Source organism: Staphylococcus marylandisciuri (assembly GCF_025519785.1).
In the GTDB taxonomy this organism is placed as follows: Bacteria; Bacillota; Bacilli; order Staphylococcales; family Staphylococcaceae; genus Staphylococcus; species Staphylococcus marylandisciuri.
The window spans coordinates 99,231-112,207 of record NZ_JAOPKZ010000004.1; the positions used below are offsets into that span (position 1 = coordinate 99,231).

Annotated in this window: 9 protein-coding genes; 8 read left to right on the forward strand and 1 reads right to left on the reverse strand. The window is 37.8% G+C overall.

Annotated features, from left to right (window positions below; all coding sequences use genetic code 11):
* Window positions 1-208 precede the first annotated feature (208 nt).
* Window positions 209-1,273, forward strand: a complete 1,065-nt coding sequence (pheS, locus tag N9R04_RS03215) for a phenylalanine--tRNA ligase subunit alpha (protein WP_262855063.1) — start codon at window positions 209-211, stop codon at window positions 1,271-1,273.
* Window positions 1,267-3,669, forward strand: a complete 2,403-nt coding sequence (pheT, locus tag N9R04_RS03220; protein WP_262855064.1) for a phenylalanine--tRNA ligase subunit beta — start codon at window positions 1,267-1,269, stop codon at window positions 3,667-3,669. The genes pheS and pheT overlap by 7 nt, the downstream gene beginning before the upstream one ends.
* Before the next feature lie 108 nt (window positions 3,670-3,777).
* Here the strand turns inward: pheT and rnhC are convergent, their stop codons facing one another.
* On the reverse strand, window positions 3,778-4,716 hold the full coding sequence (gene rnhC, locus N9R04_RS03225) for a ribonuclease HIII (RefSeq protein WP_262855065.1): 939 nt from the start codon (window positions 4,714-4,716) through the stop codon (window positions 3,778-3,780).
* A gap of 635 nt (window positions 4,717-5,351) precedes the next feature.
* On the opposite strand from rnhC, the gene zapA reads away from it, so the two are divergent.
* From zapA to uvrC, 6 genes are all read left to right on the forward strand, one after another.
* Complete coding sequence (zapA, locus tag N9R04_RS03230) at window positions 5,352-5,624, forward strand: cell division protein ZapA (RefSeq protein WP_262855066.1); 273 nt, start codon at window positions 5,352-5,354, stop codon at window positions 5,622-5,624.
* Window positions 5,625-5,658: 34 nt separating this feature from the next.
* Window positions 5,659-6,135: a CvpA family protein gene (locus N9R04_RS03235; protein WP_262855143.1), complete on the forward strand. Its 477-nt coding sequence runs from the start codon at window positions 5,659-5,661 to the stop codon at window positions 6,133-6,135.
* 85 nt (window positions 6,136-6,220) lie between these two features.
* A complete protein-coding gene (gene polX, locus N9R04_RS03240; RefSeq protein WP_262855067.1) occupies window positions 6,221-7,930 on the forward strand; it encodes a DNA polymerase/3'-5' exonuclease PolX in 1,710 nt (569 codons plus the stop codon).
* Between the two features lie 9 nt (window positions 7,931-7,939).
* On the forward strand, window positions 7,940-10,291 hold the full coding sequence (locus N9R04_RS03245) for an endonuclease MutS2 (protein WP_262855068.1): 2,352 nt from the start codon (window positions 7,940-7,942) through the stop codon (window positions 10,289-10,291).
* Between the two features lie 82 nt (window positions 10,292-10,373).
* A complete protein-coding gene (gene trxA / locus N9R04_RS03250) occupies window positions 10,374-10,688 on the forward strand; it encodes a thioredoxin (protein ID WP_262855069.1) in 315 nt (104 codons plus the stop codon).
* 277 nt (window positions 10,689-10,965) lie between these two features.
* Window positions 10,966-12,756 carry an excinuclease ABC subunit UvrC gene (gene uvrC / locus N9R04_RS03255; RefSeq protein WP_262855070.1) on the forward strand — a complete coding sequence of 597 codons (1,791 nt, stop codon included), beginning with the start codon at window positions 10,966-10,968 and terminating at the stop codon, window positions 12,754-12,756.
* Window positions 12,757-12,977: the final 221 nt, after the last annotated feature.

The window sequence follows — 12,977 nt, forward strand, 5'->3', positions numbered from 1 at the left end:
TTTTTGGCTACTTAAAGAGATTTAAGTCGGACTATGCGTTCGTTATCAACTTATCAAGTGTGTACGGTAGATCGTATAAATTTGGGTGGTACCACGGAAGTCTTTCGTCCCATTGCTAGGGAATGAAAGGCTTTTTTTATTTCTCTCATTAACCGATCAAATGTCTTAACACATTGTCACATCACATTTAACAAAGGAGGACGAATTTATGACTCAAAGTGAAGAAATGTCTCAACTGAAGCAAGAAGCACTAGTTGATATTAATGAAGCTCAAGATGAAAAGGCTTTACAAGATGTCAAAGTTAAATATTTAGGTAAAAAGGGATCTGTTTCAGGGTTAATGAAACATATGAAGGAATTATCTAATGAAGAGAAACCTGCATATGGTCAAAAGGTAAATGAGTTACGTGAAACAATTAAGTCTGAAATAGCATCTCGACAAGAGGTACTAGCTAATGAACAGCTTGAAGCCCAGCTGCGTGAAGAGAAAATTGATGTGACGCTACCAAGTCGCGAAATTAGCCTCGGAGCTAAACATCCGCTAACTCGTACGATTGAAGAAATAGAAGATTTATTCCTTGGTCTTGGTTATGAAATAGTAGAAGGATTTGAAGTCGAGCACGATCATTACAACTTCGAAGCGCTCAATTTACCTAAATCCCATCCTGCACGTGATATGCAAGACAGCTTTTATATCACCGATGAGATATTGATGAGAACACATACGTCACCGGTCCAAGCTCGAACGCTTGAGAAACGCAATGGTCAAGGACCAGTGAAAATTATCTGTCCTGGTAAGGTTTATCGTCGCGATTCAGATGATGCAACTCACAGTCATCAGTTCACTCAAATAGAAGGTTTAGTCGTGGCTGAAAATATTAGGATGAGCGATTTAAAGGGCACACTTGAATTGCTAGCGAAAGAGTTGTTTGGAGCAGATCGTGAAATTCGATTGAGACCTAGTTATTTCCCATTCACAGAACCTTCTGTTGAAGTAGATGTCTCATGCTTTAAATGTAAAGGCGAGGGATGTAACGTCTGTAAACACACTGGCTGGATAGAAGTGTTAGGTTCAGGTATGGTACATCCTAATGTGCTTGAGATGGCAGGATTTGACTCTGAGAAATATACCGGCTTTGCTTTCGGTTTAGGACCTGACCGTATAGCGATGTTGAAATACGGCATTGAAGATATCCGCCATTTCTATACAAATGATATGCGCTTCTTAGAGCAATTTAAATCAGTAGAAGACAGAGGTGAAGCTGAATGTTAATATCTAAAGAATGGTTAGAAGATTACGTATCGATTGACGAGCCTATAGAAGAACTTGCCGAAAAAATTACACGCACAGGTATTGAAGTTGATGATATAACTGATTTAACTCAAGATATTAAAAATCTAGTTGTGGGCTATATCATTGATAAGCAACCTCATCCAAATGCAGATAAATTAAATATTTGTCAGGTCGACTTAGGAGAATCAGAACCTGTACAAATCGTATGTGGTGCACCCAACGTGCAACGAGGTCAATTTGTAATTGTAGCGAAAGTTGGCGGACGCTTACCAGGCGGTATTAAGATTAAAAGAGCTAAACTCAGAGGAGAGCGTTCTGAAGGTATGATTTGTTCTCTGCAAGAGATAGGTATTGCTTCGAATGTTATACCTAAATCATTTGAAGATGGCATATACGTTCTCCCAGGTGACATCGCACCAGGTACAGATGCTTTAACCGCTTTGTATCTAGACGATGAAATGATGGAATTTGATTTAACTCCTAACCGCGCGGACGCATTAAGTATGATAGGTACGGGTTATGAGGTAGCAGCCTTATATGATAGAGAGATGCAAAAGCCTCCCCACACACCTGAGAAAGAAGAAGGGGATGTGCAAGAAGAACTAAGTGTTAGCATAGCAGAGAGCCAAATAGCTCCTTATTATAGTACGCGTATCGTTAAAGACGTGAGCATTCAACCTTCTCCTTTATGGATGCAGATGCGTTTGATTAAAGCTGGCATACGTCCAATCAACAATGTGGTAGATATTTCTAACTATGTATTATTAGAATATGGTCAGCCGTTACATATGTTTGATCAAGATGAAATCGGTTCAAATTCTATCATTGTACGACAAGCGAAACCAAATGAAAAAATAACTACGTTAGATAAACAAGAACGGGAATTACAAAGTGAAGATATCGTCATCACAAATGGCAAAGAACCAATTGCTATAGCAGGAGTGATGGGTGGAGATTTCTCAGAAGTAACCGAACGCACTACCAATGTGATTATTGAAGGCGCTATATTTAATCCCGTTTCAATTCGTCATACTTCACGTCGCTTAAATTTACGCAGTGAAGCATCAAGTCGATTTGAAAAGGGTGTGGCTGCTGAGTTAGTAGATGAAGCCGTTGATCGTGCATGCTACCTCCTCGAACAATACGCGAATGGTCAGACGCGTAAAGGTCGAGTAAGTGCTGGAGACTTAGGTCAATTTGAAACACCAATTCAAATTTCAGTAGAGAAAGTTAATGATACGATAGGATTTGAGCTGAGCGCTGACGATATTGAACAGATATTTAATCAACTCGGATTTAATCATCAGCGTGAGGGAGCTATATTTACGGTTTATGCTCCTTCTAGACGTAAAGATATTTCGATTCCAGAAGATTTAATTGAGGAAATTGCGCGAATTTATGGTTATGATGCTTTACCTTCCACACTGCCAGTATTTAACGACGTAACGAACGGGGCATTAACTGACAAACAAGCTAAGACAAGAGCGGTTAAAGCAACTCTTGAAGGCGCTGGTCTTAACGAAGCTATTAACTACTCATTAGTATCTAAAGAAGACGCGTCTAGTTATGCTCTGGCTGAACGCTCAGTCGTAGAGCTCTTAATGCCTATGAGCGAAGCGCATTCAACACTGCGTCAAAGTTTGATTCCTAATTTAATTGACGCAACGGCTTACAATGTAGCACGTAAAAATCACGATGTGCGTTTATATGAGCTCGGTCGAGTATTCTTCGGTAATGGAACTGATCAATTACCAGATGAGGTAACTTATTTAAGTGGTATTCTGACAGGTAACTATGTCGTGAATAAATGGCAGAATAAAAAAGAAGAAATCGATTTCTATATAGTTAAAGGGATAGTAGAGCGTATTGCTGAAAAACTTGATTTAGAATTAACGTATACTGCTGCTGAGATCGATGGTCTCCATCCAGGTCGTACAGCTCAAATCTATTTACGTGATGAATGTATCGGCGTTATTGGCGAATTACATCCTGAAGTAGAGAAAGAAAAAGATTTATCACGCACTTACGTATTCGAATTGAATTATGATCGATTAATGCAAGAAAGTGTTGGCTATATTAATTATAAACATATACCGCGCTATCCTGGTGTCTCAAGAGATATAGCGCTCGTGATTAATCGCTCAACACCTTCGTCAGACATTATAGGAATTATTAAACAGAATGGTGACGATATTTTGCAACATGCTGAAGTGTTTGATGTTTACGAAGGTGAGCATGTGGCTGAAGATGAAAAATCTATTGCAATTCGCCTCGCTTATCTTGATACTGAGAACACGCTAACAGACGAACGCGTTAACGCTGTGCATAATAATATACTAGAAGCTTTAGAATCTAGCGGTGCAACAATTAGATAAACCCTCATTATATGATATAGATTAAGAAACTCCTCCAGCATGCTAAATTAACTCATGAGCAGAGTGATTTTGTAGCTGGAGGAGTTTTACAGTGATAGAAGCGAAACATTAATTGTAAGGACGCGTTCTAGCTTTAGCCAGGTTGATAGCCTTTTGACGGTTAGCAAAGTGTTTCTTGCTTATTCTATCTAGATAATTCAGGTCATATTTGGTAATCATTTGTGCTGCGATTAGGTCCGTCTTGTTGCTCGCGCCTTTTGGTAAGGTGAAATGAGAAGCCTGAGATAACTGATCCATGTGTTTGATGAAGGCATAGCGAGAAATAATACTTGCTGCTGCGATAGCCAAGGATTTAGACTCACCTTTTGTTTCAAAGTGAGTGAGTTGGGGATAAGGTATGTCTGTTAAAGCGTACTTTTTATATACGCTAGGTTGAGCAAATTGGTCTATCACTATATAGTTGAGGTCCCCTTGATCGATGCGTTGCGTTACATTTTTTATAGCTTCGTTATGTAATACTGCTTTCATCTTGACTTGAGACCAGCCTTCCCTCTGCTTGTTGTTATAATTAACGTTATCGAGTACGAGTAAAGAATGGGGAAGAAATGAGATGATTTGTTCTGCAAGTGCTACAATTTTGTTATCGTTTAACTTTTTAGAATCATCAACCCCTAGCGTTTTGAGTAATTTAATATTTTGACGTGAGACATAGGCTGCACAAACAGTAAGAGGACCAAAGTAGTCACCGCTACCAGCTTCATCGCTACCTATACAATTATAGTCATCAAAGTGAATCGTCGACGACACATTTTTAGTTTGGGTAGAAGAAACAGTACTAACAGCCTTGGTAGGTAAGAGCTGGTTAGCTAATGTCGTAGCATTCTTCCCTTGAAGCATAACTTTATTGGACTGATATACTGAAATAGTCGTTCCTTGATGCTTAATTCGAGCGCGCATTCCTTGTGGCAAGTTGGAGGTTTCAAATGGTAGTTTCTTGAGTAAAGACTCCACTTGATTCGCAGATAATTTTTCCACCACATTTGTCATTGTCAATTTCCCTCGCTTGTGTTAAATATCAGTTAGAATTTTATCACACACACTGATTAGAAAACATTATTTCACTAGAGGTTTGTTACTAGAAGGCATGTGAGTGAAGTAGCTCACCTCTCTTGAATTCTAGAATTGACATATTTATATACGAGCAAGGGAGCGGGACAGTAATCTAATTTGAATAAAAAGATTTCGTAGTCACGCCCCGGCAAAGATGACTAGAATTGAAAAAGCTTGATACAAGCGCATTTTCAAATCAGTCATCTACTGCCAAGATGCTAAAAGGGAGCGGGACAGAAATCTAATTTGAACAAAAAAGATTTCGTTGTCCCGCCCCGGCAAGGATGACTAGAATTGAAAAAAGCTTGGTACAAGCGCGTTTTCAAATCAGTCATCTACTGCCGAGATGTTGAAGAGGCTGGGATTTATGTCCTAGCCTCTATCTCTCTAGTCAAAGACCTTTATGTCCCAGCCTCTTAACCGTTAATTAAAAAGTTAAGATATATATACAACTACTTACATAATACAAGGCTCTCGTGTATAATAGTGCGTGATAAATATTTTTGAATAGAGCATTTAAAATTGAGATATACTTTTCAATATTTAAAGAAAATGAAGTCAGGAGTTAGATTATGGCAGAATTTAAGAATCGTATTAATGTAACTATTAATGACCAACATTATACTATTGTAGGAGAGGACAATCCTGAGCATATACGCCACGTTGCGCATTTGGTTGATGAGAAATTAAAAGAGTTAGGCAGTCGAAGTACGGGCCTTGATACTACACGGAAAGCTATACTGACAGCGGTTAATGTAATGCATGAGAAAGTCCAATTAGAAGAGGAAAAGCGCCGTTTAGAACAAGAAATCAAACAGTTGAGGTATAAAGAGAATGATTATTGATACAGCTATAATCTTTATATGTTACGCCCTAGTGATGAGAGGTTCCAGCAGTGGTTTGTGGTCTAGTCTCGTTAATTTACTAATTAATAGTGGGGCAGTATTCATTGCGTACTATTTCTATATGCCACTCGCCTCAAAACTAGACTCTTTGATACCATTTCCTAAAACAAAAGCTTATAGTATGAATTACACATATCACTTCGATAACCTAGAGCAACGTTTTGATGATGTCATTGCTTTTATAATTATAGCCTTAGTAGCGCGTCTATTACTTCAGTTTGTAATTGGTGTGTTGAGCAATGCGTTTCATTCTCAGCGACCGCATTTAATTAGTCGACTATTAGGCATTGCCCCAAGCCTTATTGTTGCACTATTTATCATTTCACTAGGGTTGTATACGGTTTCTTTATACCCTAATGAAACGATTCAACATCAATTAGCAACTTCATTTTTATCTAATGCTTTACTTAATGAAATTCCTTATATCTCAAATTTTGTACAACACATTTAACTTTAAATTTTATGGTCAGGGCTAACTAATTTCTATTTTTATATTAGAAGCGAGATGTCTTGGCCATTTTCTATGGAGTGAGAAAATGACGAAAAAAGATGTAATCAAACTATTAGAACAGATAGCGACTTACATGGAACTCAAAGGTGAAAACACTTTTAAAGTTTCCGCATACCGTAAAGCTGCTCAATCGCTAGAAATAGATGAACGCACATTGGATGAAATAGAAGATGTAACTGAATTAAAGGGGATAGGTAAAGGTGTTGGCGAGGTCATCAATGAATATCGTACAGAAGAGCGTTCTTCAACCTTACAGCAACTACAACAAGAAGTTCCTAAAGGACTAATACCTTTACTTAAGATACAAGGTTTAGGCAGCAAAAAAATTTCAAAACTATATAAGGAATTAAATATTACTGATAAAGCTTCTTTACAAGAAGCTTGTGAAGATGGCAGAGTTAGTGAATTAAGTGGATTTGCGAAGAAAACTGAGAAAAATATCTTAGAAGCTGTTAAAGCACTAGGCGCAAGAAAAGAGCGTTATCCCATCGATTTAATGCGCCGTTTAAGCAAGGAAATCGATGTGTTTATCAGTGAACTTAAACACGTCGATCAATTTGAAGTTGCTGGTAGCTTTCGCCGATATAAAGAGCAAAGTAAGGATCTAGATTATATTATTAGTACTGACCAACCAGAAGAAGTCCAACAGCAATTATTGACTATACCAAACAAAGTGAAAGAAGTCGCGGTAGGACAAACTAAGGTCTCTCTTGAATTGACGTATGATGATGAAACGATAGGGGTCGACTTCCGCTTAATCGAACCGTCTGCTTTTTACCACACGTTACAACATTTTACTGGCTCAAAAGATCACAATATCCGCATACGTCAATTAGCTAAAGCAAATGATGAAAAAATTAGTGAATATGGCATTGAGAAAGAAACAGGCGAACTCATTCAATATCAAAGTGAGGCAGAAATTTACGAACATTATGGTTGTAAATGGATAGCTCCAGCTCTAAGAGAAGATGGTAGCGAATTTGATCGCCATTTAGACGAGATCATCCAACTAGAAGATATCAATGGCGATATTCATATGCACACTACTGCGAGTGATGGTGCGTTTAGCTTGAGAGAAATGGTTGAAGCTAATATCGCTAAAGGGTATCAATACATGATGATTACGGACCATTCGAAGAGTCTACGGGTAGCAAATGGTTTATCTGAAGAACGTTTATTACGTCAAAGAGATGAAATAGCTAGTTTGAATGAAGAGTATAAAGAAATAGATATTTATTCCGGAGTTGAGATGGATATTTTACCGGATGGCAAATTAGATTATGGAGACGAGATTTTAGCTCAATTAGATTACGTCATCGCTGCGATTCATCAAAGTTTTAATCAATCTGAAGATGAAATTATGTATCGTTTAGAACAAGCTTGTCGCAACCCATATGTCCGCCATATTGCTCATCCAACTGGACGAATTATTGGGAAGCGGGATGGTTATAAGCCGAATATAGATAAGCTATGTGTACTAGCGGAAGAAACAGGTACAGTATTAGAAATAAATGCTAATCCTAAACGCTTAGATTTAAGTGCAGAGGTAGTGCGTAAGCATCCGAATGTCAAATTGACGATAAACACTGACGCGCATCATACAGAGCATCTCGAATTTATGAAATATGGGGTTGCCACTGCACAGAAAGGCTTTGTTAATAAAAATAGAGTTATTAATACTATGTCACGTGAAGCGTTTAAACAATTTGTTACTAGTGAGAAAAATACGAAATAGAGGGATTGTATGAGACTAAAATCATTAGATGTCTTAGAATTCGATAAAATAGTGAGTAAGGTTGAGAATGAAGCCGTAAGTGATTTAGGTCAAGAGAAAGCCAGAGCCCTTCAGCCCCAAACTGACTTTGCAACTGTGGAATTTCAGATGAACGAAACTGATGAAATATCACAAATGTATAATAAGTTACGTTTGCCAAGTCTGACTGGTATCACTAAGATTTCACCTTTTATACGAAGAGCTGAAATTGGTGGCGTTCTCAACGTTGCTGAGTTAAATAATATAAAGCGCTTAATACAAGTTCAAAATCAATTTAAGACATTCTACTTTAATATGCTAGAAGATGACGAAGATGTAATACACTATCCAATCTTACATGAAAGAATGCGTCAATTACCTGTGTTAACAGATCTTTATCATACTATTCACGAAAAGTGTGATGCACATGAGTTATATGACAGCGCAAGTTATAAGTTGCAAGGTATTCGTAGTAGAATTTCTAGTATTAATCAACGCATACGTCAACATTTAGATAAAGTAGTTAAAAGTCACTCCAATCAGAAAAAGTTATCCGATTCAATTGTGACTGTACGTAACGATCGTAATGTAATACCTGTGAAAGCAGAGTACCGCCAAGATTTTAAGGGGATAGTTCATGATCAATCATCCTCTGGTCAAACTTTATATATAGAGCCTTCATCAATCGTTGAGATGAATAATCAAATCAGTCGATTGCGCAATGACGAAGCAGTAGAGGTAGAGCGCATATTAACTGAATTAACTGCAGAAGTCGCTCAGGTGGCAGAAGATTGCTTGACGTCTGAAACGATTATGGGACAAATTGATTTTCTAGTGGCCAAAGCTAGGTATGCACATAAGATCAAAGCTACGAAGCCAGAATTTACTAAGGATCGTTCGATATACTTACCTAAGGCATTCCATCCCTTATTAGACCAAGAGACGGTCGTGCCTAATACGATAGAATTTATAGATGATATAGAAACTGTTATTATTACCGGGCCTAATACTGGTGGTAAGACGGTTACACTGAAAACTTTAGGGCTGATCATCATTATGGCTCAATCAGGGTTGCTGATACCGACGTTAGATGGTAGTAAACTAGGGGTGTTTGAAAATGTTTATTGCGATATTGGCGATGAGCAGTCGATAGAACAATCACTATCCACTTTCTCTTCTCATATGAAAAATATCGTGTCTATATTAGAAGAGGCTACTCCTAATAGTCTCATCCTATTTGATGAACTCGGTGCCGGTACTGATCCGAGCGAGGGCGCAGCTTTAGCAATGAGTATTCTCGACTATGTTAAAGATATAGGTTCTTTAGTTATGGCTACGACACATTATCCTGAACTTAAAGCTTATAGCTATAGTAGAGAAGGGGTCATGAATGCGAGTGTGGAATTTGATGTTAATACACTAAGCCCTACTTATAAATTATTAATGGGAGTTCCTGGGCGTTCAAATGCTTTTGATATTTCTAAAAAGCTTGGATTAGGAATGAGGATCATCTCTAAAGCTAAGACGATGATTGGTCAGGATGAACAAGAAATTAATCATATGATTGCGTCACTTGAAAAAAACTCGAAACGTGTTGAGAATCAAAGAATTGAACTCGATCGCTTGTTAAGAGAAGCGCAATCCACTCACGATGAGCTAACGCATCAATATAATAAGTTTAAGAATCAAGAGAAACATATGATGGCCGAAGCACAGGATAAAGCAAATCAGAAAATCAAAACGGCTACACGTGAAGCAGATGAAATTCTTAAAGAACTACGTGAGATGCGTGATCAAAAGGGCGCTGATGTTAAAGAACATGAACTCATCGATAAGAAGAAAGCACTTGAAGATCAATATGAGGAAAAATCTATTAAAAAGGATGTTAAAAAGAAAAAGTGGGACGCGATTCGCGTAGGCGATGAAGTTAAAGTCCTTACTTACGGCCAAAAGGGCTCAGTGATTGAACTCGTTGATAGCGAAGAAGCTGTCGTCCAAATGGGTATCATTAAAATGAAATTGCCATTAAAAGATTTAGAGAAAACTAAGAAAGAAAAGCCACAGCCACAAAGAATGGTGAAACGACATAATCGTCAGAATGTGAAAATGGAGCTCGATCTGCGCGGTTACCGCTATGAAGAAGCATTAGTTGAATTAGATCAATATCTTGATCAAGCAGTATTAAGTAATTATGAGCAAGTGTACATTATTCATGGTAAAGGAACAGGCGCTTTGCAAAAAGGTGTGCAAAAACATCTGAAACGACATAAAAGCGTCTCTTCCTATCGCAACGGTATGCCGAGCGAAGGTGGGTTTGGCGTTACGGTAGCTCAGCTGAAATAGGATTTGAGCAATAAGGTATGCAGGAAATTATAAATTCTGTTATAATTTCCACAACATTTGATATTAAGGAGGATTGGCATTTATGGCAATCGTAAAAGTAACTGATTCTAACTTTGATGAAAATATACAATCAGGTGTCAATTTAGTAGATTTCTGGGCGACTTGGTGTGGTCCATGTAAAATGATCGCTCCAGTATTAGAAGAACTTGCTGAAGATTTCGATGGCAAAGCGAATATATTAAAATTAGATGTTGACGAAAATCCATCAACAGCAGCTAAATTTGAAGTGATGAGTATACCAACATTGGTCTTATTTAAAGACGGAGAACCTGTAGATAAAGTGGTAGGTTTCCAACCGAAGGAAAACCTAGCAGAAGTAATTGAAAAACATTTATAAGCGCGATATTTAGATAAACGACTAGACGTGCGTACTTTACGTTAGCCGACTAGTATGTTCTCTAGCAATAAGTAAGAGTAAGGCTATGCTTTTAAGCGATGCTCATATCGATGGACGTTTATGGCAACTATGATGTCATCACGCTTATATTAAATGATGTGAACAGCTGAGTCTGAGACAACAATACTTGTCTTAGGCTCTTTTTAAACTAACTGGGACAACTTCTCCCAGTCTTATTTGTGTGATATTACAGTTACAATGAAGGGAGGGTGATGTAGTGGACACAGTACAGGAGGATATTAAGAAGAAATTAGCCGTCGTTCCTATGGAGCCAGGTTGTTATTTAATGAAAGATCGTAATGATCAGGTAATATATGTAGGGAAAGCTAAGAGATTACGCAATCGTCTTAGATCGTATTTCACGGGAGCACACGATACTAAAACGACGAGGTTAGTAGCTGAGATACGTCATTTCGAGTTTATTGTCACTTCAGATGAGACTGAATCTTTACTGTTAGAATTAAATCTGATCAAGCAATATCAACCTCGCTACAATATCTTGCTTAAGGATGATAAGAGTTATCCTTTCATTAAAATCACTAAGGAAAAGTATCCTCGACTCATAGTAACGCGACGTGTAAAGAAAGGTACGGGTAAGTATTTTGGCCCATATCCTAATGCTTACTCCGCTCAAGAAACTAAAAAGCTATTAGATCGAATCTATCCTTTTAGAAAATGCGATAAGATGCCTGATAAATTATGTTTGTATTATCACATTGGTCAATGCCTAGGCCCTTGCGTCTATGATGTAAATGAAGAAAGATATGCCCAGATGACTAGGGAAATTAGTGACTTTCTCAACGGAGAAGATCAAACGATATTAAAAAATTTAGAAACGCGTATGTTAGAGGCTAGTGAGAAATTAGACTTTGAACAAGCGGGCGAATACAGAGATTTAATCCAACACATTCACAATTTAACACGTAAACAAAAAATAATGTCGCCCGATAAATCTACGAGAGATGTGTTTGGCTATAGCGTTTCAAAAGGTTGGATGTGCGTACAAGTCTTCTTCATACGACAAGGTAATATGATTAAGAGAGACGTAACTATGATTCCTCTACAGCAAACTGAAGAAGAAGAGTTCTATACCTTTATCGGTCAATTTTACGAATTGAATCAACATCTCTTACCTAAAGAAGTGCACATACCTAAAGGGTTAGATCCTCAAGTGATTAAATCGGTAGTTGATACTAAGATTGTTCAACCTAAACGGGGCAAGAAAAAAGAATTGGTAGATCTTGCCAACCACAATGCTGAAGTCTCACTAGATAATAAATTTGAACTTATAGCTAGAGATGAATCCCGTACAGTTAAAGCTATTGAAGAACTGGGGGATCGTATGGGCATTCAAACACCGATAAGAATTGAAGCATTTGATAACTCAAATATTCAAGGCGTGGATCCCGTATCCGCCATGGTCTCATTCGTGGATGGGAAACCTAACAAAAAAGGTTATCGGAAGTATAAGATTAAAACGGTAGAAGGTCCTGATGATTATAAATCGATGCGAGAAGTGGTGCGCCGTCGGTACACTCGCGTATTGAACGAAGGAACACCGTTGCCTGACTTGATCATAGTAGATGGTGGTAAAGGGCATATGAGCGGTGTTATTGACGTTCTAGAAAATGAATTAGGATTAGATATTCCTGTAGCAGGTTTAAGGAAGAATGATAAACACCAAACTTCTGAGATACTCTACGGTGAGAATGCAGAAGTTGTTCCACTTAAGAAGAACAGTCAAGCTTTCTATCTCTTGCAGAGAGTTCAAGACGAGGTTCACCGTTTTGCTATTACTTTCCATAGACAAACGAGACAGAAAAGCGGTTTCAAATCAGTATTGGATACCGTTGAAGGTATAGGAGCCAAGCGTAAGACACGTCTATTACGTACCTTTGGTTCAATTAAAAAAATGAGAGAATCTTCTCTAGAGGATTTGAAAAATGCAGGTTTACCACACAAGGTCGCAGAAAATTTACAAATGGCTTTAGAGGAGAAGAAAAAGTAATTTTTAGGGTGTGAGAATCATTCTCATGCCCAAAACTCTTCCATTTAGTGTTACAATGTGTGTGAAGCGGATTTCTTTTTTTATAGATATGTGGAAGCGTTTTCTAATTGAGAAGTGTTATCACTTATTTTTAAACCTATTTATATAAGAGGATTTTTCTCACGGGTTATCTGTGAGAGTAACTTATGTTAGTTTTTAAAATAAGTGATGATTAATTAGAA

What these genes read in the sequence shown, in the direction of transcription:
- pheT (WP_262855064.1), top strand. Translation starts at nt 1,267, where the DNA reads ATGTTAATATCTAAAGAATGGTTAGAAGATTACGTATCGATTGACGAG.
- N9R04_RS03235 (WP_262855143.1), top strand. Translation starts at nt 5,659, where the DNA reads ATGAGAGGTTCCAGCAGTGGTTTGTGGTCTAGTCTCGTTAATTTACTA.
- polX (WP_262855067.1), top strand. Translation starts at nt 6,221, where the DNA reads ATGACGAAAAAAGATGTAATCAAACTATTAGAACAGATAGCGACTTAC.
- rnhC (WP_262855065.1), bottom strand. Translation starts at nt 4,716, where the DNA reads ATGACAAATGTGGTGGAAAAATTATCTGCGAATCAAGTGGAGTCTTTA.
- N9R04_RS03245 (WP_262855068.1), top strand. Translation starts at nt 7,940, where the DNA reads ATGAGACTAAAATCATTAGATGTCTTAGAATTCGATAAAATAGTGAGT.
- trxA (WP_262855069.1), top strand. Translation starts at nt 10,374, where the DNA reads ATGGCAATCGTAAAAGTAACTGATTCTAACTTTGATGAAAATATACAA.
- pheS (WP_262855063.1), top strand. Translation starts at nt 209, where the DNA reads ATGACTCAAAGTGAAGAAATGTCTCAACTGAAGCAAGAAGCACTAGTT.
- zapA (WP_262855066.1), top strand. Translation starts at nt 5,352, where the DNA reads ATGGCAGAATTTAAGAATCGTATTAATGTAACTATTAATGACCAACAT.